The sequence below is a fragment of the Streptomyces sp. NPDC015127 genome (assembly GCF_043080095.1).
Taxonomy (GTDB): Bacteria; Actinomycetota; Actinomycetes; order Streptomycetales; family Streptomycetaceae; genus Streptomyces.
The window spans coordinates 261612-283814 of sequence record NZ_JBIBVE010000007.1; the positions used below are offsets into that span (position 1 = coordinate 261612).

21 protein-coding genes are annotated in these 22203 nt (G+C 70.9%); 7 read left to right on the forward strand and 14 right to left on the reverse strand.

The window, feature by feature from the left end; translation table 11 throughout:
- The first annotated feature begins 65 nt into the window (after nt 1–65).
- Complete coding sequence (locus tag ACF08N_RS16305) at nt 66–1256, forward strand: 4-hydroxybenzoate 3-monooxygenase (protein WP_392325269.1); 1191 nt, start codon at nt 66–68, stop codon at nt 1254–1256.
- 106 nt (nt 1257–1362) lie between these two features.
- Here the strand turns inward: ACF08N_RS16305 and ACF08N_RS16310 are convergent, their stop codons facing one another.
- Together ACF08N_RS16310 and ACF08N_RS16315 are read right to left on the reverse strand one after the other, a co-directional pair.
- Nucleotides 1363–2736, reverse strand: a complete 1374-nt coding sequence (locus ACF08N_RS16310) for an MFS transporter (RefSeq protein WP_392325270.1) — start codon at nt 2734–2736, stop codon at nt 1363–1365.
- A gap of 321 nt (nt 2737–3057) precedes the next feature.
- Complete coding sequence (locus ACF08N_RS16315; protein WP_392325271.1) at nt 3058–3291, reverse strand: hypothetical protein; 234 nt, start codon at nt 3289–3291, stop codon at nt 3058–3060.
- 404 nt (nt 3292–3695) lie between these two features.
- On the opposite strand from ACF08N_RS16315, the gene ACF08N_RS16320 reads away from it, so the two are divergent.
- A complete protein-coding gene (locus ACF08N_RS16320) occupies nt 3696–6917 on the forward strand; it encodes a glycoside hydrolase N-terminal domain-containing protein (RefSeq protein ID WP_392325272.1) in 3222 nt (1073 codons plus the stop codon).
- Between the two features lie 593 nt (nt 6918–7510).
- Here ACF08N_RS16320 and ACF08N_RS16325 read toward each other — a convergent pair.
- The 5 genes from ACF08N_RS16325 to ACF08N_RS16345 all read right to left on the reverse strand — a co-directional run bounded on the left by ACF08N_RS16325 (nt 7511) and on the right by ACF08N_RS16345 (nt 10787).
- Complete coding sequence (locus tag ACF08N_RS16325) at nt 7511–7729, reverse strand: hypothetical protein (protein WP_392325273.1); 219 nt, start codon at nt 7727–7729, stop codon at nt 7511–7513.
- A 50-nt stretch (nt 7730–7779) separates the two neighbouring features.
- Nucleotides 7780–8487, reverse strand: a complete 708-nt coding sequence (locus ACF08N_RS16330; RefSeq protein WP_392325274.1) for a hypothetical protein — start codon at nt 8485–8487, stop codon at nt 7780–7782.
- A 28-nt stretch (nt 8488–8515) separates the two neighbouring features.
- Nucleotides 8516–9307 (reverse strand): SDR family NAD(P)-dependent oxidoreductase, encoded by a 792-nt coding sequence (locus ACF08N_RS16335; protein WP_392325275.1) that lies wholly within the window; start codon nt 9305–9307, stop codon nt 8516–8518.
- Nucleotides 9308–9702: 395 nt separating this feature from the next.
- Nucleotides 9703–10233 carry a GNAT family N-acetyltransferase gene (locus tag ACF08N_RS16340; protein ID WP_392325276.1) on the reverse strand — a complete coding sequence of 177 codons (531 nt, stop codon included), beginning with the start codon at nt 10231–10233 and terminating at the stop codon, nt 9703–9705.
- A 98-nt stretch (nt 10234–10331) separates the two neighbouring features.
- A complete protein-coding gene (locus ACF08N_RS16345) occupies nt 10332–10787 on the reverse strand; it encodes a nuclear transport factor 2 family protein (protein ID WP_392325277.1) in 456 nt (151 codons plus the stop codon).
- Nucleotides 10788–10880: 93 nt separating this feature from the next.
- Between ACF08N_RS16345 and ACF08N_RS16350 the strand changes: the two genes are divergently transcribed.
- Together ACF08N_RS16350 and ACF08N_RS16355 are read left to right on the forward strand one after the other, a co-directional pair.
- A complete protein-coding gene (locus tag ACF08N_RS16350) occupies nt 10881–11450 on the forward strand; it encodes a PadR family transcriptional regulator (protein WP_392325278.1) in 570 nt (189 codons plus the stop codon).
- Nucleotides 11437–12255, forward strand: coding sequence for an SGNH/GDSL hydrolase family protein (locus ACF08N_RS16355; RefSeq protein WP_392325279.1), 819 nt, complete (start codon nt 11437–11439; stop codon nt 12253–12255). Before ACF08N_RS16350 ends, ACF08N_RS16355 begins: the two co-directional genes overlap by 14 nt.
- Before the next feature lie 291 nt (nt 12256–12546).
- Here the strand turns inward: ACF08N_RS16355 and ACF08N_RS16360 are convergent, their stop codons facing one another.
- Nucleotides 12547–12960 (reverse strand): hypothetical protein, encoded by a 414-nt coding sequence (locus ACF08N_RS16360; protein WP_392325280.1) that lies wholly within the window; start codon nt 12958–12960, stop codon nt 12547–12549.
- Nucleotides 12961–13051: 91 nt separating this feature from the next.
- Between ACF08N_RS16360 and ACF08N_RS16365 the strand changes: the two genes are divergently transcribed.
- Nucleotides 13052–13321 carry a hypothetical protein gene (locus ACF08N_RS16365; protein WP_392325281.1) on the forward strand — a complete coding sequence of 90 codons (270 nt, stop codon included), beginning with the start codon at nt 13052–13054 and terminating at the stop codon, nt 13319–13321.
- 154 nt (nt 13322–13475) lie between these two features.
- Entirely contained in the window at nt 13476–14420 is a 945-nt protein-coding gene (locus ACF08N_RS16370) for a hypothetical protein (RefSeq protein ID WP_392325282.1), read from the forward strand.
- Nucleotides 14421–14444: 24 nt separating this feature from the next.
- On the opposite strand, the gene ACF08N_RS16375 is transcribed toward ACF08N_RS16370, so the two are convergent.
- The 6 genes from ACF08N_RS16375 to ACF08N_RS16400 all read right to left on the reverse strand — a co-directional run bounded on the left by ACF08N_RS16375 (nt 14445) and on the right by ACF08N_RS16400 (nt 19273).
- Nucleotides 14445–15011: a hypothetical protein gene (locus ACF08N_RS16375; protein WP_392325283.1), complete on the reverse strand. Its 567-nt coding sequence runs from the start codon at nt 15009–15011 to the stop codon at nt 14445–14447.
- Between the two features lie 187 nt (nt 15012–15198).
- Nucleotides 15199–15621 carry an acyl-CoA thioesterase gene (locus ACF08N_RS16380; protein WP_392325284.1) on the reverse strand — a complete coding sequence of 141 codons (423 nt, stop codon included), beginning with the start codon at nt 15619–15621 and terminating at the stop codon, nt 15199–15201.
- Between the two features lie 190 nt (nt 15622–15811).
- Nucleotides 15812–16531: a potassium channel family protein gene (locus ACF08N_RS16385; RefSeq protein WP_392325285.1), complete on the reverse strand. Its 720-nt coding sequence runs from the start codon at nt 16529–16531 to the stop codon at nt 15812–15814.
- Nucleotides 16524–17855, reverse strand: coding sequence for a TrkH family potassium uptake protein (locus ACF08N_RS16390; protein WP_392325286.1), 1332 nt, complete (start codon nt 17853–17855; stop codon nt 16524–16526). Before ACF08N_RS16390 ends, ACF08N_RS16385 begins: the two co-directional genes overlap by 8 nt.
- 305 nt (nt 17856–18160) lie before the next feature.
- Complete coding sequence (locus tag ACF08N_RS16395; RefSeq protein ID WP_392325287.1) at nt 18161–18727, reverse strand: hypothetical protein; 567 nt, start codon at nt 18725–18727, stop codon at nt 18161–18163.
- Nucleotides 18728–18862: 135 nt separating this feature from the next.
- Entirely contained in the window at nt 18863–19273 is a 411-nt protein-coding gene (locus ACF08N_RS16400; protein ID WP_392325288.1) for a Fur family transcriptional regulator, read from the reverse strand.
- Between the two features lie 646 nt (nt 19274–19919).
- Between ACF08N_RS16400 and katG the strand changes: the two genes are divergently transcribed.
- A complete protein-coding gene (gene katG / locus ACF08N_RS16405) occupies nt 19920–22151 on the forward strand; it encodes a catalase/peroxidase HPI (RefSeq protein ID WP_392325289.1) in 2232 nt (743 codons plus the stop codon).
- Nucleotides 22152–22203: the final 52 nt, after the last annotated feature.

A 22203-nucleotide genomic window follows, 5' to 3' on the forward strand; every position in this document is an offset into this window, starting at 1 on the left:
AGGGCTTGCGGAGGTGCATTACGGCGCCGGGATCGCGGGCCCTTCCTCCGTGGGAAGGAGACCCCATGCACACCACCGTCGGGATCATCGGTGGCGGCCCTTCCGGGCTGCTGCTCGCCCGCCTGCTGCACAACGCCGGCATCGACAGTGTGGTCCTGGAGCGCCGCGACCGGGCCTATGTGGAACAGCGCCAGCGCGCGGGCATCCTCGAACAGGCCACCGTCGACGTACTCCGCGCCGCCGGGGCCGGGGCCCGTCTGGCCGCCGAGGGGCTGATCCACGACGGCATCGAACTGCGCCACGACGGCCGATCCCACCGGGTGGACTTTCCCGCGCTCACCGGCGGGCGCCGGGTGACCGTCTACGCCCAGACCGAGGTGGTCAAGGATCTCATCGCCCTCCAACTGGCCGACGGCGGCCCGCTGTTGTTCGAGGCCGACGTCCGCGCGGTGGCGGGCGCCGACACGGACCGTCCCTCGATCCACTACAGCCATGACGGCCGCGACCAGACGCTGACCTGTGACTACGTCATCGGCTGCGACGGCTACCACGGGATCACCCGCGCCGCCGTGCCGGAGAGCAGCCGCACGACCTACGAGCGGACGTACCCGTACTCGTGGCTCGGCATCCTCGCCGACGCCCCGCCCGTCTACGACGAGCTGATCTACGCCCACTCGGCACAGGGCTTCGCGCTGGCCAGCATGCGCTCGCCGTACGTGAGCCGCCTCTATCTCCAGGTCCCCAACGCCACCGACCCCGCCGACTGGCCGGACGAGCGCGTCTGGGACGAGCTCGATGCCCGGCTCGCCCTCGCGGCGGAGCCCGGCTGGCGGCTGAAGCGCGGGCCCGTCACCCAGAAGTCGGTGCTGCCGATGCGCAGTTCGGTCACCGAGCCGATGCGTTACGGCAGGCTCTTCCTCGCGGGCGACGCGGCGCACATCGTTCCGCCCACCGGGGCGAAGGGGCTGAACCTCGCGGCGGCCGACGTGGTCGTACTGGCCCGCGCGCTGGAGCACCAGCGCCGCACCGGGTCGGCGGACCTGCTCGACGCCTACTCCGACACCTGCCTGCGCCGGGTGTGGCGGGCCGAGCACTTCTCGTACTCCATGACGACCATGCTGCACGCGGACCCGGCCCAGTCCGCCTTCGACACCAAACTGCAGCTGTCGCAGCTCGCCAGGATCGAGGCGTCCGCGCACGCCGCCGCCGAACTGGCCGAGAATTACGTCGGACTGCCGCTGACTCAGGAGAGCTGAGCGGCGACATGTGGTCCGGCCATCCTCGGGGCCGGCCGGCCTCGCGTCACAGCGGCGGCGTGCTCCCCGCCAGGGGGCACGCCGCCGCTGTGACGCACGGGTGGTCTCAGTCGGCCGCGTTCGCCGTGCGTGCACCGGCCGCGGCCGGGACACCGGTGGCAACCGAAGCCCGGGTTCCGCGTCCCGCCCGCGCGGCGAGCGGAACCAGCGCGACGGCGACGGCGCCCACGAGTCCCGCCAGCGCGAACGCGGTGAAGCCCCAGCCCTGGTTGCCGCTCGCGGCCAGCGTTCCCACGAGCCACGGACCGACCACCGCCCCTGTGCGGCCGACTCCGGTGACCATCCCCAGCCCGGCGGCCCGCTCGCTGTCGCGGTAGACCGTGCTGGTGGCCGCGTAGACCATCACCTGGGCGCTGAACAGCCAGACTCCGGTGACTGCGACGACGACATAGGTGACCCCCAGCGGCAGATGCGACTTGAGCAGCAGCGCGCCGGCCGCCGTCAGGACGAACCAGACCGCGGACACCCGTACGGCACCGAAGCGGTCGGCGGTACGGCCCGCGATCAGCATGCCGACGATGCCACCCGCGTTGATGACGAGCAGGAAGCTGACGGAGGAACCGAGACCGTAACCGGAGGACCGCATCATCTGCGGCAGCCAGGTGCTGACGCCGTACACGAGCAGCAGACCGCAGAAGGAGGCCAGCCACAGCAGCGGAGTCGCCCACCGCGACTCGGGAGCGAACAGGGCCCGCACCGCGTCCAGCCGCCCCTTCGCACCGGCCGCCGGCGCCTCCACGGGAGTGGGCCGGGCGAGCCCGTAGCGGTCGGCCACCGCGTCGGCGCGTTCGCGCTCTCCGCGGGCGAGCAGCACCCCGGGGGACTCGGGCAGCAGCTTCAGCAGCAACGGGACCGCGACGACGGCGGGCAGGACCCCGGCCCAGAACACCCAGCGCCAGCCGGCGGACGGAGCGAGCGTCAGCCCGAGTCCCGTGGCCGCCATTCCGCCCACGTGGTACGAGGTCATCAGCAGCCCGGTGGTGAGCGCGGCCCGCCGGGGCGGCGCGAACTCGAGCACCATCGCCAGGCACAGCGGCATCAGACCGCCCAGTCCGAGGCCCGCGACGAACCGGCCCGCCCCGAAGGCGACGGCGTCCCCGGCGAGGGCGCAGACGGCGGAGCCGGCGGAGAAGAGGGTCACGCTGCCGACCAGCATCGGCCGGCGGCCGAGCCAGTCGGTGATGTTCCCGGCGGTCAGCGCGCCGATGAGCATGCCGAAGGTGGTCCAGCTGCCGATGGTGCCGGCGGCGGCCTGGGTGAGCCCGAGGCCCTTGTCGTCGAGCATGTGCGGCATGACGGCGCCGTAGATGTTCACGTCCATGCCGTCGAAGAACACAGCGAGCCAGCACAGTGCCAGGACGGGGAAGACCGTTCGGAACGTGTGCCGGGGGGTGGCGGGCTCGGTGGAAGCAGAAGTCATGTCAGTCCCTGAGGGGCGAGCGGCTCGTTCGCATAGTGAAAAATCGTTCACCAGTGGCTCACGAGTGTCGGCTCCCCGTATGGGCGTGTCAATGCCTTGGCCGACCCGAGCTCTGACATCCCTTCAAGGCCCGCAGGTGTCAGGGGTTCACCGACGGGCGCACCGTCGGTTTGGCGCTACGCGCCCGGGCCACCGCCGCGGCGAGGACGCGGACCCGCCCCGCCTCGCCGCGCGGTGCCGCGACGCATGGCCTCGGAGCCGCCGTCTCGTGCGGCGCGCGGCAGCAAGGCCGCGGGTGGCTCCAGGGTTCAGGGCGGGCTCTCAGCCGCCCATACGGGTGCGCAGCAGCTGCTTGCCCAGCTCGGCCCCCTTGCGGCTGTCGGCCTGGGCCTTGCGGAACAGCTCCGCGACCTCGGCGTCGCTGTCCCGCTCCGCGTCCTGGATGTAGGTCTCCAGCCGCAGGGCGTTGCTCAGGCAGCTCTCGATGTACCAGATCAGGTTGTAGTCCTTGTCCTTGGTGCCGGTGATCCCGCCGGTTTCGGTGTTGCTGGCCACGGTGGACCCGCCCTTCGGTTGCGTGGGGATGGACGAGGCTCACGTCCGGCCGGTGCCTCACCTCGGCGGACGCGCTCCCACGGCCTGGGCGTTCGCTTGGGGCAGGCCACCGACCGACCGGATCCGTGAGCCAACGAGGAACAACCAGACCGTAACGGCACAGATGAACGGGGCCGGGGCGGCGCCACCTTGAGCAGACGGGCCGTTCACACCAACGGCTGTGTCGCCGAGGGCGCCGTCCGGCTCCGTCGTCGCGTACGCGGGGCAGGGCGATCCGTCAGTACTGCACACACCTAGACATCGGATCTCTTCTGTCGAGATGATGGCGTCGACCCTCAGCAGGCACGGTTACTGTGGTTCGTTCAGCGAAAAGAACCGATCAATAGGGCTGTAGGAGGCTCGCCTTGACCAGCGCACACGAACCACAGCGACGGAGCGTCCTCAGGCTCGGCGGTGCCCTCGCGCTCACACCTCTCGTCGGTCAGGCGATGGGCGGCACACCCGCGGCGCACGCCGCGCCCGCCTCCGCCACGTCGCCGAGCGGCCCCGCTGCGAACGCCCTCCCGTGGCCGACCCTGTCGCGCAAAGCTCTTCGCTATCGCCTCCCCGCCGCCGACTGGCAATCAGGGGCCCTGCCCATCGGCAACGGCCGACTGGGCGCGATGCTGTTCGCCGACCCCGACGAAGAACGCATCCAGTTCAACGAGCAGAGCCTGTGGGGCGGCCTCAACGACTACGACAACGCCCTCGCGGGCAAGCCGGACAGCGCCTTCGACACGAGCATGACCGGCTTCGGCTCGTACCGGAACTTCGGCGACCTCGTGGTCTCCTTCGCGCCGCGCCCGAAGGTGACGGCACCGGGCGGACCGTATCGGACCTCGCCGGCGGAGGGCGTCGGCATGTCGCACGACGGTGACCCGCGGACCAAGTGGTGCATCGAGGCACCCGGCTCCCTCGTGCAGTGGCAGGTCGAACTCCCCGACCCCGCCGTCGTCCCGTCCTACCGCCTGACGAGCGCCAACGATGTGCCCCGGCGCGACCCGCAGGAGTGGACCTTCGCCGGGTCCCACGACGGCAGCACGTGGGTGACGCTGGACAGAAGAACCCTGACGGCGCCCTTCGAGAACCGGTTCCAGACCAAGGAATTCACCTGCGCCGACACCGCGGCCTACCGCTTCTACCGGTTCGCGTTCGTTCCCAGGGCGGGAGAGAGCCACTTCCAGGTCGCCGAGATCGCCCTCACCGGCGTCGACCTCGGCGGGCTCGGCGCGATGTACCTGTCCTCACCCAGCGAGCACTCGGCCGGCTCGGCCGGGGGAGCACCCGACCCCCGCTCCTACGACATCGCGAGGTCGGTCGACGGAGACCCGGCCACCGCATGGCGCGTCGACGCACCGGACACGACAGTCGTGTGGCAGGCCCACCTGCCCCACAGGACCGCCCTCACCTCCTACGCGCTGACGGCGGCCGCCGACCGGCCGCAGGACGACCCCAGGCGCTGGACACTCGAGGCATCGCAGGACGGGCGTACGTGGGTGACCCTCGACACGCAGAACCCGGGGGCACCCTTCGCGGCCCGCGGCGAGACCCGGACCTTTCCCCTCGGCACCACCTCGGCCTACGCCATCTACCGGCTCACCTTCACCGCGAGCGCATCCCCGGCCGGCTTCCAGATCGCGGAAATCGCCCTCACCGGCGCCCGGTTCGACTCGCGCACGCGGCGCACGGTCGTCGACTACGAGCGCGCCCTCGACCTGATCCCCGGCGTCCATGTCACACGCTTCGGCGTCCTCGGACACCGCGTTCTGCGCGAGGCGTTCGCGAGCCGGTCCGCGGACGTCATGGTCTTCCGCTACGCCACGGACAGCGCCCAAGGGCTCTCCGGAACGATCTCGCTGACGTCCGCACAGGACGGAGCCCCCACGTCCGCCGACGCCGCCAACCGCCGGATCGGCTTCCGCGGCACCATGGGCAACGGCCTCCGACACACCTGCACCGTCGAGATCATGGAGAGCGACGGCGACGTCACCACCGACGGATCGGTGCTCCGATTCGACGGCTGCAGCACACTGACCCTCCTTCTCGACGCCCGCACCGACTACAAGCTCGACGCAGCCGCCCACTGGCGCGGACCCGACCCCTCACAGGCCGTCACCAGGACGATCGCCGCCGCGGCCGACCGGACCTACGAGGACCTGCGCGCCGAGCACACCACCGAGATGCGCGCCCTCATGTCACGCGTGTCCGTCGACTGGGGCCGCACCGACGACGCCGTCGTCGCCCTGCCCACCGACGCGAGACTGACGCGCTACGCGGCGGGCGAGGAGGACCCGGCACTCGAGCAGACGATGTTCGACTTCGGCCGTTACCTGCTGATCAGCTCCTCACGGGCCGACGGCCTGCCCGCCAACCTCCAGGGGCTGTGGAACGACAGCAACCAGCCCGCGTGGGCCTCGGACTACCACACCAACATCAACGTGCAGATGAACTACTGGGCCGCCGAGACCACCAGCCTGCCGGAGTGCCACAAGGCACTCGTCGCCTTCGTCGAGCAGGTGGCGGTACCCAGCCGCAGAGCGACGCGCAACGCCTTCGGCCAGGACACACGGGGCTGGACCGCCCGCACCAGCCAGAGCATCTTCGGCGGCAACGCATGGGAGTGGAACACCGTCGCGAGCGCCTGGTACGCCCAACACCTCTACGAACACTGGGCCTTCACCCAGGACATGGTCCATCTCCGTACCGTCGCCTACCCGATGATCAAGGAGATCTGCGAGTTCTGGGAGGACCAGCTCACGGAGCGCGAGGACGGCCTCCTCGTCGCGCCGAACGGCTGGTCGCCGGAGCACGGTCCTCGCGAGGACGGCGTCATGTACGACCAGCAGATCATCTGGGACCTCTTCCAGAACTACCTGGACTGTGCGGCGGCGCTCGACACCGACGCCGGCTACCGGGACAAGGTCGCCGGCATGCAGGCCCGCCTCGCACCCAACAAGATCGGTCGGTGGGGCCAACTCCAGGAGTGGCAGGAGGACATCGACAGCCCCGACGACATCCACCGCCACACCTCGCATCTCTTCGCGGTCTACCCGGGGCGGCAGATCACGCCCCGCACACCCGCATTCGCCGCCGCCGCGCTCGTCTCGCTCAAGGCGCGGTGCAGCGAGAAGGAGGGCGTCCCCTTCACCGCAGGAACGGTGTCCGGCGACAGTCGCCGCTCGTGGACATGGCCCTGGCGGGCCGCCCTGTTCGCCCGGCTCGGCGACGGGCACCGCGCCCGCATCATGCTGCGCGGACTGCTGTCCTACAACACGCTGCCCAATCTCTTCTGCAACCACCCGCCCTTCCAGATGGACGGCAACTTCGGCATCTCGGGCGCGGTGGCGGAGATGCTCCTTCAGAGCCACGACGGCGTCGTCCACCTGCTGCCCGCATGCCCGGACGACTGGAAGGCGCAGGGCTCGTTCACCGGGCTGCGGGCCCGGGGCGGCTACGAGGTCAGCTGCCAATGGAAGGACGGGAAGGTGACGTCCTACCGGATCGTGGCGGACCGCGCCCGCAACCGGGGGCACGTCACGGTCCGGGTGAACGGCACCGACATCAAGGTGAAGCCGCTGCGGCCGTGACGGTGCATCCCCTTGCTCGGTCATCCACCGACGGCACCGCGGGCCTCGTCGATCAGAGCACGGGTCAGCTCCATGAGGCGCCGGCGCGCGGCCGCGCGTCGCGCCGTCGCCGCGGCTGGGTCGGCAAGGAACGGTGTTCCCTGTGCCGCCCCACGGCACCGGCCTCTTGATCGCATGCGCTTCGACCGTTCCGCCGAGCGCCGCGGCGAGCGAGGCGGGAGCCTGTGGACGCGCTCAGTAGCGGTGCCACTCCATGGTGTTCTCCGGTCCGCGGGGCGGGCTCGGAAGGTGACCCCGTACAGGAAATGGGGTAGAAAATCATGGTTTGACAGTTTTTGCGTCGCGCCCTGCGGGGTATTCTGCTAGTAGGCCCACGGGGCGAGCGAGGGAGTTCGACCGGAGTAGCCGACTTTGGCGGAAAGATGTCCGCCGGGGCCGACGTCGACGGTCGGGCTGAGAGGTCCGAAGGTCGGGGAGACCGGAGGACGACCCCCACTACCTGATCCGGACAATGCCGGCGCAGGGAGCCCGTTCCGTGGGTCGTTTTGCTGCGCTGATGCGCCCCGGTCCACGAAGTGATCGGTGATCAGAGGTCACGCGGTCCAGTGGTACTTACTGCCGCCGATCCATCTCACGACGGCCGGATCGTCGAGATCCACGGGCTTGAGCCCTGCCGCGTGCGCCAGCCGGATCACGTCCAGCATGTCGTGGGCGATGCCCACCGGCTCCCCGTAGAGCTGGACGACGCGGAACGGCGGGTCGCCGGGGATGACGCCGGTGACGACGATCGGGGTGCCCTCGTGATTGCTCACCCTCTCAGCCTGCGCCGTCACCCGGACTGACGCACGGGGAGCGCGAGCCGTCAGTTCCGTTCGCTTCCCGGTCCGAGCGCGTACAGCAGCTGCTGGGTCTCGGCAATGAGGCCGCCCAGAGAGGTCGCCGTCTCGCGGTTGTGCGTCAGCACCAGGGACTTCAGGCGGTTGTGGGCCTCCCAGGCGCCGGTCGGAGGGGCCGCGTGCTCGGCCGTGCCGTCGGCGTCCGCCTCGGGCAGACAGAGATCGGCCGCACCGTGCAGAACGTCGCTCAGCGGCTCCAGTGCGAAACCCGGCAGCGGGCGCAGGGACGGCTGTCCGCCCGTCGCCGCGACGAGCAGCCGCGTCAGAACGATCAGATGGTGCACGATCCGCCCCCAGGCCACGTCCAGGTCCTCCGACGGCAGGGCCGGCCCGGCCCGGCGGAGCCGGTGGCCCGGGTTGAGGCGGTAGCTCTCCCGTGTCCAGGCTCGCGCGTGGCGCAGGTCGGTCAGGGTGTCCGCGAGCTCCCGCGCTCCGTCGTGCCAGCCCTCCGCGTCGGACCGGTCGTAGCCGCTCTCTGCGCGGCCGACCGACGCCGCCCCCCCGTCAGGCGGCGCCGCCAGAGCACGAGCGTCCTCACGCCGCCCGGCCCGCCGGTCGCATGCGGCTTTCCGCGGCGTCCGGCCGCCTGGTTCCGGGAGTGCACACCACGCGGCGGGTGCCCGCGGGCGCAGGCGGGAAAACGACGTGATCTGCGCGACGGCGGCGCGACGCACTGCCGGGCGTCCCACCCGGGCCGGGCGGTCAGCGGCCGCGACGGGGCTCCGCCATGTGCCGATGGGCGGCCGCCTTCAGCCGGTCGGAGAGGACGCGGCCGGCGACGCCCTGGGCCTTGGTCTTCAGGGAGCCCGCGACGAGCTTGGGCCTGCCGGCCATGAGCGCCTCGTATCCCTGCTCGGCGACCTGGGCGGCGTCGTCCTTCTTCGCGCGGCCCACCCTGGTGTCCAGCATCTCGGCGCGCCTGAAGAAGTTCGTCTCCGTGGCGCCCGGCATCAGGGAGGTCACCGTCACGGCGCTGTCCTTGAGCTCGTTCTGCAGGGCCTGCGCGAAGGACTGCAGGAAGGACTTGGACGCGTTGTAGACCGACTGGAACGAGCCCGGCGTCGTCGAGGCGATGGACGAGCTGATGAGCACCCGTCCCCGGTTGCGGGCGACCATGCCGGGCAGGACGCGTTTGGCGAGGTGCACCGTCGAGGTGATGTTGAGGTCGATGACGCGGGCCTCGTCGGCGAGGTCGGTCTCCAGGAACGCTCCGCCCTGTCCCACGCCCGCGTTCAGGACCAGAGCGTCCACGGGCCGCCCGGCGGCGGAGAGCTCGCCCCACAGGGTCTCCACCCCGTCGTACGTGGCGAGGTCCACCCGCACCTCCCGTACATCGGTCCCGTGCTCCCGCAGGGCAGCGGCGGCGGACGTGAGACCGGGGTCCTCGGCGGCGATCACCAGATCGTGACCGTGCTGTGCGAATTGCCTGGCCAGCTCGAAACCGATGCCGCTGGACGCACCGGTGACGACTGCCAGGGGGTTGGTTGCGTTCATACGTCCCGGCTACCCGGATCTCCGGACGGTACCGGCACCGAGGGCCGGTCACGGGCGCGGTTTCGGCTGGGGAGCCAGGGGCACGCGGGGTGTGTACACCGGTCTTCCCGTGAGGAGCTCGTGAAGGAGCGGACATGCCCGAGCAGCAGCCCGAGCACCCCTGAACACTCCGGCCGGCGAGCGCACCAGGCTGTGGCCGCGCAGGCCGTGGGGCTGCGGGAGGTGACGGGGATTTCCCCGTCGGAGCCGCTCCCGCAGCTCCTCGATGTCGGTCAGGAACCACGTCCGCCGGCCGCGGTTGCCTCCACGGACGACATCGCGCAGCACGGAACCGGCCGCCGTGTGAGCGGGGAGTTGTCACCGTACGAGCCTGTCGCGGGTGCCGCCCGCGCCGTCTAGCCGACCCGCCGGGCCAGCACCTGTCCCGGCCAGGAGCCGGACAGGAAACGGTCGGTGGGGGTGAAACCGTTGCGCTCGTAGAACGAGACCAGCTCGCCCCCGCCGCCCGCCCAGCAGTCGACCCGCAACAGCTCCACGCCGGCCCGCCGGGTCTCCTCGGCGGCGTGGGCCAGCAGCGCCGCCCCGATGCCCCGACCGGCGTACTGCCGGTCGGAGACCAGCAGCCGGACGTACCGCTCGGGTTCCTCGGCCGGCGCGATCGGCATCTGCGGGCTGGGGCCGGAGTCCAGCACCAGGGCTCCGACCGGTGTTCCGTCCGACTCCGCGATGTACGGTGCGTTCTCGGTCATGTACCGCTCGACCCGCGCCACCCCGCCGGGCTTCTGCGAATACGGTGTCGTGCCCCACTGCTCGGTGTTGCCGCGATCGTTCATCCAGACCACTGCGGCGTCGAGCATGTCCAGAATGGCCGGTGCGTCGGCGAGGCCGCCTGGCCTGATCCGTATGCCATGTGTGGTGTCGTTCACGGCGGAAGCTTATGCACCGCCGGGCGGACTGTGGGATCACCTCGATCGCAGCGGTCGTGAGGACGCTCGGTGCCGGTCCCGGGCCCGTAGCCCGCCCGTCATGACGCCGACTGCCGCCCCGCGGGGGCGGCCGGTGCCGGGACCAGGCCGTCAATGATCAGCCCCGCCAGGACCGCCTCGCCCAGGGCGTGGACGGCGGACTGCGGGCGGACCATGACCGTGAACTCCTTGATCCGGCCGTCGTCGTCGAAGTGCAGCAGGTCGATGCCGTGGATCTGCTTGCCGTTGACGGTGGCCCGGAACAGGAGCACCTCCGAGGGGGAGTCGCTGCCGTCCGCGCTCGTCTCGGCCGTGCCGGCGAAGCGGCCGACGTAGCGGAAGTCCTCGAAGGTGCGCAGCAGGACCCCGAAGAGGCCCAGCACCATGGGCTTGCCCTCGAACGGAGTGAACTTCACGGGGCTGTAGAGGCGGATGTCGTCGGTGAACAGATCGTCCAGGGCCTCGAGTTCCCGGTGCTCGACGGCGGTGCGGAAGCGCTCTGCTGCTGTGGTCATGACGTACGCTCCATACTCATGAATGTGACTAGTCAGATTCATGAGTATCATGAGGGTCTTCGTGGACACGCGCAAGGAGGAGGCAGGGATCCGATGGCGCTGCGGCACGCCGTTCTGGCAGCACTGCTCGACGAGGAACTGAGCGGATATCAGTTGGTCAAGGCGTTCGACCTCGGGGTGGCCAACTTCTGGCACGCCCAGCCGCAGCAGGTGTACGCCGAGCTGACCCGGCTGGAGAAGGACGGGCTCATCGCGGGACGCGAAGTCGTCCAGGACACCCGGCCCAACAAACGTCTGTTCAAGGTCACCGACGCGGGCCTGGCCGAGCTGGACGACTTCACCGGCACCGCCGCCAAGCCCTCGTTCCTGCGCGACGACCTCGTCGTCAAGGTGCAAGCCGCCGACCACGTCGACACCCGGACACTCATCGCCCGACTCACCGAACGCGCCGCCATGGCACAGGCCAAGGTCGAGCTGTTCACCAAGCTGCTGCACACCATGCGGGCAGGGCGCACCGAAGAGGACTTCCTGCGTCATGGCGAACGCATCGGCCCCTACCTGACCTGCCTGCGCGGCCTCGCCTTCGAGCAGGGCAACCACGACTGGTGCGAACGCGCGATCACCGTCCTGCGGGAGAGAGAAGACACCCGTGCCGGGCAGTGAGCCGCGCGTCCTGCGCTACGTGGCCCTGGGCGACAGCCAGACCGAGGGCCTCGGCGACAGCGACGACACCGGCGGCCTTCGCGGCTGGGCCGACCGCCTCGCCGAACACCTCGCACAGCACAACCCGGCGCTCACGTACGCGAATCTGGCCGTACGAGGACGTCTGGCCCGCCAGGTGCGCGCCGAGCAGCTCGCTCCGGCACTGGCCCTGCGTGCCGACCTGGCCACGGTCGTCGCCGGGGTCAACGACCTGCTGCGGCCGCGGTTCGACGCCGACGAGGTCGCCGGCCACCTCGAGTCGATGTTCGCCGCGCTCACCGCGCAGGGAGCGCGCGTCGCCACGTTCACCTTCCCCGACGTCGCGCGCATCACCCCGCTCGCCCGGCCGCTGAGCTCCCGCGTCACGGCCCTCAACGACCGCATCCGCCACGCCGCCCGGCGCCACGGCGTCACCGTCGCCGAGACCGGCCACCACCCCGTGGTCACCGACCCCCGCCTGTGGAGCCCGGACCGGCTCCACGCAAGCCCGCTCGGCCATGAGCGGATCGCCGCCGCCATGGCCCACGCGCTGGTCCTGCCCGGCAGCGACGGCACCTGGACACACCCACTGCCCCCTCCCGAAACCCCCTGGCCCACCGGATGGAACGCCACCACGGCCGAACTGCGCTGGGCAGCCGTCTTCCTCGGCCCCTGGCTGACCAGACGCCTGCGCGGCCGCTCATCGGGCGACGCCCGCTCGGCCAAACGCCCACACCTGCTGCCCGTGCCCACTCGCGCACGTGGCGGCAGTGACACACGCAGGTGAGCCGCCGGGCGTGCGCCCGCCGCCGCGGCCCTTGCGCCTGCGGCCGGCGATCCGGTCGGCGGGCTGCGACGACGCGGCGTCCTTGTCGCCGGCATCACGCAGGGGACCTGGTTCTGGGTCTGCCGACTCGACGCGGGATCCGGATGGCCGCCATAACGTGATCGAACGCCGGCGCGTCTCCGGGCCGGCCGGGTGTGAGCACAAAGCGCAACGGGCGGCAGCGGCTGTCAGCGGCGCAGCCTCGCGCATCCCGGCTGATCACTGCAGCGGCCCGGAGGCGGGAGTCAACACCTACGGGTCCGGGGGGCCGGCCTCCTCGGCTCGCGCGGCGGTTGCCGCCTCCAGCAGCGGCCAGCCGTCGACCTCCACCGCCCGCCGTTCCCCCGGCTGCCACCCGCGGGCCGACGCGGCGTCGAGCAGCGCCCGGACGGCGCCCGGTTCGTGCAGGTTCAGGGATTCGCCCCGGACGTACCCCACGTCCCCGGAGCCCAGGGGGGCTCCGCCCGGGACGTACCGGCCCGGGCCCTCGGCGAAGACGATGCGCAGCGGGCCGCCGGTGCCGGCCGGCTGCGGGTACAGGGTGAGGGTCTCGCGGCAGTCCGCGGACCGGCCGCTGTCCAGTACGCGGTGGCTGTGGCGGAGCGTCCACAGGTAGGCGCGCCCGTCGGCGACCAGTCGGCGGGCCTTCTTCGGATGGCGGGGCACGGAGCCGAGGCTACGCGGTCTGCTCCACGCATCCCCTATTCCCACCGCACGCCACGCACGCTCCCAGGTGACACGGGGACGGGCCGGGAGGGTGCGGCGGACCGTTGCACCGGGGAGTGGTGCCGGGCGCGAGGCGGCAGGTGCCGACCCCACCGACAAGCGGGCCCGGCTGGTGTGCGGGGCGGAGAAGGCGTCGGCGGCGAAGCGCGTCGCCGACGCGGTGGTCGCCGAGGTGGAGCAGGAGTGGGAGGCGCACATCGGCACGCGGCGCAAGGACCAGTTGCGGGAGGCCCTGACGCTGCTGCGCGACATCACGGACCCCTGGGCCCTGAGGCGCGCTCACAACACGTTCCACGCGTAGCCCCTGAGTGACGTGCCTCTCGCCCGGGAGGGGGAGTGGGATCGTTCAGGCGGCTGACGTCACAGCGGCAGGCCGATGCGATGTTCGCAGCATGACTGGCGTTACACGGACGACTAGGGCGCCCCGCATCACGGAGCAGGGGAGGCCGCAATGGGTGAGCTGGGCAACCGTGCTCTGGGCGATTGCGTACACGGGCTTCGGCCTGGCATGCGCGCTGAGCAGGACGCCACTGCTCCATCACGGCGGGCAACCGCCGGGGCTGGGCTGGGCGGTCGTGGCGGTGGGCACGCCGGCCGGGCTGGTCTGTGGGGCGGTGGCGAGGTACGGGTTGCGGCCCATCCTGCGCGCACTGCTCTGGGTGCTCTGCGGCCTCACCGCCATCGCCGCCTTCAGCCTGCTGATGGACCTGATCACCCTCATGTTCGGTCAGGGCGTGGACAGTTGGCCTTCGGCGGCAAACCATGCGATGGCGGCGGTGGGGACGCTCCTGCTCGCAGCCACTGCCCGGTCCGACCGCCGTCCGCCTGCCGCGGCCCGCGCACAGTCACCCTCCGCGGCCCCGCGGCCGGTCCAACTCGCCGCCTGCGCCGGGACGGTGGCGTTTCTGCCGTACGCGGCGATGAAGCTGCTCTGGGCGTTCGGCGGGACCTTCGCGGGGACATCGGGCGAACAGATGCTCGTGATCTCCGAGCGCAACGGCGCTTCGGGGCTCTGGCTCACCCTGGAGTCCTGGGGTCTGGACGCCACCGTGCTGCTGGCCGCGGTGGGCGTCTTTCTCCTCTGGGGCCTGGTCCGCCCGTGGGGCCAGGTCTTCCCGCGCTGGACACTGCTCCTGGCCGGTTACCGCGTCCCGCGCTGGCTTCCCCTGACCCCAGCGCTGATCGGTGCCGCAACGCTCGCACCGTACGGCATCTTCGGCGTCGGTTACACGACCCTGGCCACGTGTGGAGTGGTGACGATGCGGCGCGGCGACTTCCCCACCTCGGGTGACGCGCTTCTGGTGAGCTGGATCGGGATGGTGGCGTTCGCCGTGTACGGCGTCGCGTTGACCGTCGCAGCACACTCGTACTACCGGCGGACCCGTCCCACCTGCCGGTGAGCCACCGTCATGCGGCGAAGGGCTTCAGTCGCACGACGTGGCCGGCCGCAGCGCCACGACCTCGTCGAGGGGGACGGGCAGGTCGCGGTCGTCCACACGGATGGTGAGAAAGCCGTCGCTGCCCTCCCCGAGGGTGCCGCACACCGTTCCGGCCGCCGTGCTCACGCTCACGACGGCCGCCCCGCCCGCCTCGCCCGCGCCGGCCGCAGCGTCCTTGGCCTCGGGCCACCAGGAGACGGTCGTGGACAGGGCGAGCAAGGCCACTGCCGTGAATGTCAGCGCGATCCCCGCGCGCAGGTCGCGGCTCCCGCGACGGGGGTCAGGCGGCTGCGACGCGGTCCGCGGCCCGTACAGCGGCCACGCGGCCCGGCCGATCAGGAACGCGGACAGGCATGCGACGGCCAGCGCAGACAGCGCAAGGAACGCGGCGGCGATCTGGACACTGCGCGGCGCCTGGGCCGGGCCGTCCCGCAGGACACCGCACAGGCCGACAAAGCCGAGGACGGCCAGTTGCAAACCGTGCCACCCCTGCGCGGACGCCCGAAGATCCTTCGAGTCGGGCGGCGACACGTGTTGGCCCGCATCGGTCATGTCCGCCTCCTTTCGGCGGGCCCATGCTCCCAGCGGCCCGACGGCGGGACGACCGGCAGCGTGCGTGTCACCCCTCGGCCACCCGTTCGCCGTACGGAACGGCACGGCACGGCGCGTCGCCCGATGTGCCGCGCCCCTCCCGCCTGGCGGCTCGGTCACGCCGGGGCCGGGCTCTGCACGCACCGGATCAGAGGCCGAAGACCTCCGGGGCGTCCGCCAGTGCCCTGAAGTACTCGTGGGGGTTCGCCACGAGCCTGCGCTCCTTCAGGTCCATCAGGCCGCCGACGCCCGTCAGCTCGGCGGCCACCGTGCCGTCTGTCTTGCGGATCGTCTGCTCGATGCGGAAGGTCTTGCCCTCGCCCCACACGAAGGCGCATGTCACCTCCACCTCGTCGCCCGCCCGAAGCTCCCGCTGGTAGCGGACGGTCACTTCGAGGGCCACCGGGCCCACGCCCTTGTCCAGCAGGTCCGTCTGCCGGATGCCGGCCTTCTGCAACAGCGACCAGCGCGCGTGCTCCGCATACTGAAGGTAGACGGCCTGGTTCATGTGGCCCTGGGTGTCGGTCTCGTACCCGCGCACGACTACGGGTACCGAAAACGGCTCTGACACGGCATTCCTCTCGGGGACGGCACTCACTGAGCGGTTGCTCACCCAAGCCAACAGCCTCGGGGCACGCGGCATTCCACGGCGGGAGCGCCGATCGGCCGGGGCGTCCGTCGACGCTCCGGATCGCGGCGGACGGATCCGCGACACGAGACCGGCTGATCCACGGCCGTCACCGCACAGGTGACCTCCGGTCTCAGCTCAGCTCGGAGAACGCCTCCACGTCCTGCGTCTTCCCGGTCACGACGATGACGTCGCCCTTTTCAAGCACCGTCTCCGCGGTCGCGTACGTGAAGCCCTGCCGAGGGCGCTTGATGCCGACGACGGTCACGCCGAACCTGCTGCGCACCTGGCTCTCGCCCAGCGGCATGCCGGTGGCGACGCCTGGTACCACGGTCTTCACCAGCGCGTAGTCGTCGTCGAACTCGATGAAGTCCAGCATCCGGCCGGTCACGAGGTGCGCGACCCGCTCGCCCATCTCGTGCTCGGGCAGCACGACGTGGTGCGCGCCGAGGCGTTCGAGGATCTGGCCGTGCTGGCGGCTGACGGCCTTGGCCCAGATGTTGGGCACGCCCGCCTCCAGCAGGTTGGAGGTGACGAGCATGCTGGCCTCGATGTGGGTACCGATGGCGACGACCGCGCTGGTGAAGTCGCCCACGCCGAGTTGCCGCAGTGCCTCGGGGTCGGTGCAGTCGGCGACCGCTGAGTGGGTGAGCGCGTCGCTGTACTTCTGGACGAGCGCCGCGTCGGTGTCGATGCCCAGGACGTCCCAGCCGCGGCGCATCAGCTCGCCCGCAAGGGACATGCCGAACCGGCCGAGGCCGATCACGGCCACGCGCTGATCGGCCTGCTGGGTGTACTGGGCGGCGAGCCGCTTGCGGCGGCGCAGGCGAAGGGAGTGCAGGTAGTTACCCAATGACAGGTCGCTCCTCAGGCAGCTGGTAGCGGCGGGTCCGCTCGCGCAGCGCGAGCGCCGAGACCAGGGTGATCGGTCCGAGCCTGCCCACGAACATCAGCAGGACGAGCATCAGTTGGGCCGAGCTCGGCAGGTCCGTGGTGATGCCGGTGGACAGTCCGACGGTTGAGAAGGCGGAGACGACTTCGAACAGCACCGCGTCGAGTGCGTGCTTGCTGACGGTGAGGACGGCGAGTGTGGCGGCGACGACCATCCCGACGCTGAGCAGTGCCACGGTGAGGGCCTGGCGCAGGACGTGCGGAGCGAGTTTGCGCCCCAGGACCACCGAGGTGGGTTCGCCGCGCACCTCGGCGAGCATGGCGGCGGCCAGCACGGAGAAGGTGGTGACCTTGATGCCGCCGGCGGTGCTGGCGCTGCCTCCGCCGATGAACATGAGCACGCAGCTCATGAGCAGGGTCGAGGCGTTCATGGCGCCGATGTCGAGAGCGTTGAACCCGGCGCTCCGCGTCATCGTGGAGTACATGAAGCTGTTGAGGATCTTGTGCTCCCAGTCGAAAGGGGCAAGCGTGTTCTCGTTCGTCCACTCCAGCAAGCAGGTCACCAGCGTGCCCACGACGAGGAGTACAGCGCTGGTGATCACGGTCAGCTTGGTGTGCAGGGACCAGGTCCTCCGTCCCGTCGTCCGACGACGCCGGCGGTGACGGAGCACTTCGAGGAGCACGGGGAATCCGATGCCGCCCAGGATGACGGCGGCAGAAATGGGCAGGGTCACCCAGGGGTCCTGGGCATAGCGGACGAGGCTGTCCGCGTGCAGTCCGAACCCGGCGTTGTTGAACGCCGACACGGCGTGGAAGTAGCCCAGATAGGCCGCATCGTCGATCCCTTCGCCGTACCCGAGGCGAAAACGCAGGCCGAGGATCACGCCCACCACCAGTTCGACGGCGAGCGTCGTGCCCGCGACCCCGAGCAGCACGCGTCGTACATCGCCGATGTCGAGGCTCTTGGTCTCGGCCTGCGCCGTCAGCTGCATGCGGAGCCGCAGCCTCCCGGAGATGAGCAGCGCGAGCAGTGACGCCATGGTCATGATGCCGAAGCCGCCCACCTGGACCAGCGTCAGGATGACGCCCTCGCCGAACCCGCTCCAGTACGTGCCGGTGTCCACGACCGCGAGTCCGGTCACGCACACGGCGGAGGTGGCGGTGAACAGGGCTGTCACCGGCCCCGCCGACACGGCGTCCTCGGCCGCCAGGGGCAGCGCGAGCAGTCCGGCGCCGATGACGATCACGACGGCGAAGGCGAGCACGAGGGTACGAGCCGGGTGCACGGTCAGCAGATACCGCCGCGCCCGGGCAACCCGTCCCACTGTGTTGCGGGCTTGCTTCACCGTTCCGACCCCGCGAGCGTCGACGAACCATCAGGCCATGGGCCCGCTCACCCTAACCACACGGTCCGCGACGACCCGGCCGACGGGGCCGGGCAGATGGATGGAGCGTGCCTCGGGAGGGGGAGGGTGGCCGCAGCGGACCGGCTTGGCGTGCCTGGTGCCGCGCTACCAGTCGATCCGCCTGAGGACCCAGTCCCTGAGGGCGGTGTCGTCGGCCGGCAGTTCCTCCTCGGCCGGGCACGGGGTCAGGGCCAGCACGAAGTGGGTGAGACAGCCGTAGGGGCCGTTGTCCTGAAGGGGCTCAGGACGACGACGTGGTCGCCGGCGCGCCATATTCGGCACAGGGTGTGCGGGCCCAGGCTGAACTGGCTGTCCGTGCGCACGGTCCGCCGCGGCGGGCATCCGAGGACCTCGGAGACGGAAAGCGCCGCCTCCGCCAATACGGCCTCGCAGTCGTCGGGACCGGGGTCGGTGCGGAAACGCCAGCCAGGCGTCTCGGCCCAGGCCCGGACGTCGTCCGTCAGGCTCTGGACGTCGTCCGGCATGTCCGGCTGATAGGGATACGCCTCGCCGAAGACGAGGTTGAACCGGGCTTCCGGATCGCCAAGCGGATTGTCCACGTCGTACGAGAGAACGTGGCCGTGACGCGTGAGATCGGCGTCGCACACCAGGTCCGTGAAGCGCCAGCCCAGCACCTCCTCGCTGTGCGCGATGAAGGCGTCGTCGGGAACAGGGGGCAAGGCGGGGAGCTCCAGCAGCTCCCGCACGGCAGCGGCGGTGAGCGGGGAATGGGCCAGCGCTTTCACGGCCATGACGTCGAGTCACCCTCCGGTCCGATCCGTGCGGGCAGCAACGCCCCTTCCGTGGATACAGACCGTAAGTGCAGCCACTGACAACCGAGATCGACGAGATGGGCGCAGTCGGTCACGTCAATGCAGCCGAGTGCGTCAGGCGCAGGACGGGCACAGTCCGCGGTAGGTGACTTCGGCCTCGGACACCGTGAAACCGAACCGCTCCTCCGCCGGGAGGGCGGCGAGGGGATCACCGGTCGGGTGGACGTCGCGGATGGTCCCGCACCGGGAGCACACCAAGTGCTGGTGCGGATGGTGTGCGTTGGGGTCGTAGCGCTTGGCGCGGCCGTCGGTGGCGACCTCCACGACCTCGCCGAGCGAGACCAGCTCGCCCAGCGTGTTGTAGACGGTCGCCCGGGAGATCTCCGGCAGCCGCTGCGCCGCCCGGGCATGCACCTCGTCGGCCGTGAGATGCACATGATCACCGTCGAGGACCTCCGCAACGACACGGCGCTGGGAGGTCACCCGCCAGCCACGCCCTCGCAGTCGTTCCAGCAGGTCACTCATGTCGGTTCACCCATTCAGGCTCGGCGGGACACCCGAAGTTTACCGGGGGGTCCGGATTCTCATTGGATATGGATTCGGTGAGCTTCTTGACCTGGACTCTGTCCATCGTAGGATCGGTTCCGGCAATAGCCAAGGACGACCGCAGACTCCCGTACGTCAGGAGACACAGGCATGACGGAACCACCACCGAGGATCTGCGCGATGCCGGCCCGCGGGTGACGGCGGTCCGCGCCGCGCTGCACCGGACGGGCCGCGCTGCGCCCGCCGGTTCGGCGGCAGGGTGACCACCACGTCGCCGATGCGACCGTCTCCCGGGCGCGACCGGGCAGGCCGCCTCTTGCCCCCTGCCGTGCATGAGGCGCTCCCCACGCGCACCGCGACGGGTCCCATGCGCCGCAACGACTCCCCGCAGCACCGGCCCGGTCCGAGGTACGCGTCAGGAGCCGTCACCACGTCGCATGCCGGCCTACGGTCCCGCCACCGACGTCATCCGCACGGCCGGCCGGCCCCCTGCCCGACCGCGTCCGACGACGACCGCGGCTTGTCCCGCGACGAGACCGGCCGTCAACCGGGGCCTGTGCCCCGCACGTTCCACCGACCGCAATGTTCCTGAGCACAGTGATCCGCCTACCCCGGAAGGATTCCCATGGCCGAGAACCCCGATGCCATCGTCACGGACGCGAAGACGGAGGGCACAGGTGGCTGCCCCGTCGCGCACGGCCGTGCCCCGCACCCGACCCAGGGAGGCGGAAACCGCCAGTGGTGGCCGGAACGGCTCAACCTGAAGATCCTCGCCAAGAACCCCGCCGTGGCCAATCCCCTCGGTGAGGACTTCGACTACGCCGAGGCGTTCAAGAGCCTCGACCTCCCCGCCGTGAAGCGGGACATCGCCGAGGTGCTGACCACCTCGCAGGACTGGTGGCCCGCCGACTTCGGCCACTACGGCCCCTTCATGATCCGCATGGCGTGGCACAGCGCGGGCACCTACCGCATCAGCGACGGCCGCGGCGGTGCCGGAGCGGGCCAGCAGCGCTTCGCCCCCCTCAACAGCTGGCCGGACAACGGAAACCTCGACAAGGCCCGGCGCCTGCTGTGGCCGGTCAAGAAGAAGTACGGCCAGACCCTCTCATGGGCCGACCTCATGATCCTCGCCGGCAATGTCGCCCTGGAGTCGATGGGCTTCAAGACCTTCGGCTTCGGCGGCGGCCGCGCGGACGTCTGGGAGCCCGACGAGGACGTCTACTGGGGCCCCGAGACCACCTGGCTCGGCGACGAGCGCTACACCGGCGACCGGGAACTGGAAAACCCCCTCGGCGCCGTCCAGATGGGCCTCATCTACGTCAACCCGGAGGGCCCCAACGGCACCCCGGACCCGATCGCCGCGGCCCGCGACATCCGAGAGACGTTCCGCCGGATGGCGATGAACGACGAGGAGACCGTCGCCCTCATCGCGGGCGGCCACACCTTCGGCAAGACCCACGGCGCGGGCCCGGCCGACCACGTCGGCCCCGACCCCGAAGCCGCCACACTCGAGGAGCAGGGTCTCGGCTGGCGGAACACGTACGGCACCGGCAAGGGCGGCGACACCATCACCAGCGGCCTCGAGGGCATCTGGACGGACACCCCCACGACCTGGGACAACAGCTTCTTCGAGATCCTCTTCGGCTACGAGTGGGAGCTGTTCAAGAGCCCCGCCGGCGCCCACCAGTGGCGACCGAAGGACGGCGCGGGGGCGGGCACCGTGCCCGACGCCCACGACGCGTCGAAGAGCCACGCCCCGACGATGCTCACGACCGACCTCGCGCTCCGGATCGACCCGGCCTACGAGCAGATCTCGCGGCGCTTCCTCGAGGACCCCGACGCGTTCGCGGACGCCTTCGCCCGCGCCTGGTTCAAGCTGACCCACCGCGACATGGGCCCGGTCGTGCGCTACCTTGGCCCGGAGGTCCCGGCCGAGACGCTGCTGTGGCAGGACCCGCTCCCGCAGGTGAGCCACGAACTCGTCGACGCCGACGACATCGCCGCCCTCAAGCGCCAGGTCCTCTCCTCGGGCCTCACGGTGTCCCAGCTCGTGTCCACCGCCTGGGCGTCGGCCTCCTCCTTCCGCGGCAGCGACAAGCGCGGCGGCGCCAACGGCGCCCGCATCCGCCTCCAGCCGCAGATCGGTTGGGAGGTGAACGAGCCCGACCAGCTGGCGACGGTTCTGCGCACCCTGGAAGGCATCCAGCAGTCCTTCAACGCCGCCCAGACCGGCGGCAAGCAGGTCTCCCTCGCCGACCTCATCGTGCTCGCCGGCGCCGCCGCCGTCGAACAGGCCGCCAGGGACGCCGGCTCCGACGTCCAGGTGCCCTTCACTCCCGGCCGCGTGGACGCGTCGCAGGAGCAGACCGACGTCGAGTCCTTCGCCGCGCTGGAGCCCACCGCCGACGGCTTCCGCAACTACCTCGGCAAGGGCAACCGCCTGCCGGCCGAGTACCTGCTGCTCGACAAGGCGAACCTGCTCACCCTCAGCGCGCCCGAGCTGACCGTCCTCATCGGCGGCCTGCGCGTCCTGGGCGCGAACCACCAGCAGTCACCGCTCGGCGTCTTCACCACCGCTCCCGAGACGCTGACCAACGACTTCTTCGTCAACCTGCTCGACCTCGGCACCACGTGGAAGGCGACGTCGGAGGACCAGAACACCTTCGAGGGCCGTGACACCGCCACGGGCGAGGTCAAGTGGACCGGCACCCGTGCCGACCTCGTCTTCGGCTCGAACTCCGAGCTGCGAGCGCTCGCCGAGGTCTACGCCGGCGACGACGCGAAGGAGAAGTTCGTGCGCGACTTCATCGCGGCATGGGACAAGGTGATGAACCTCGACCGGTTCGACCTCGTCTGACCACAACGTCCAGGTCGGCCGCACCGGCCGACCTGGACACCCCCACCGTTGA

Excerpts from the sequence above, each read along its gene's own strand:
- ACF08N_RS16305 (WP_392325269.1), top strand. The coding sequence starts at position 66 with ATGCACACCACCGTCGGGATCATCGGTGGCGGCCCTTCCGGGCTGCTG.
- ACF08N_RS16310 (WP_392325270.1), bottom strand. The coding sequence starts at position 2,736 with ATGACTTCTGCTTCCACCGAGCCCGCCACCCCCCGGCACACGTTCCGA.
- ACF08N_RS16335 (WP_392325275.1), bottom strand. The coding sequence starts at position 9,307 with ATGAACGCAACCAACCCCCTGGCAGTCGTCACCGGTGCGTCCAGCGGC.
- ACF08N_RS16345 (WP_392325277.1), bottom strand. The coding sequence starts at position 10,787 with ATGACCACAGCAGCAGAGCGCTTCCGCACCGCCGTCGAGCACCGGGAA.
- ACF08N_RS16350 (WP_392325278.1), top strand. The coding sequence starts at position 10,881 with ATGGCGCTGCGGCACGCCGTTCTGGCAGCACTGCTCGACGAGGAACTG.
- ACF08N_RS16375 (WP_392325283.1), bottom strand. The coding sequence starts at position 15,011 with ATGACCGATGCGGGCCAACACGTGTCGCCGCCCGACTCGAAGGATCTT.
- ACF08N_RS16395 (WP_392325287.1), bottom strand. The coding sequence starts at position 18,727 with ATGGCCGTGAAAGCGCTGGCCCATTCCCCGCTCACCGCCGCTGCCGTG.
- ACF08N_RS16400 (WP_392325288.1), bottom strand. The coding sequence starts at position 19,273 with ATGAGTGACCTGCTGGAACGACTGCGAGGGCGTGGCTGGCGGGTGACC.
- katG (WP_392325289.1), top strand. The coding sequence starts at position 19,920 with ATGGCCGAGAACCCCGATGCCATCGTCACGGACGCGAAGACGGAGGGC.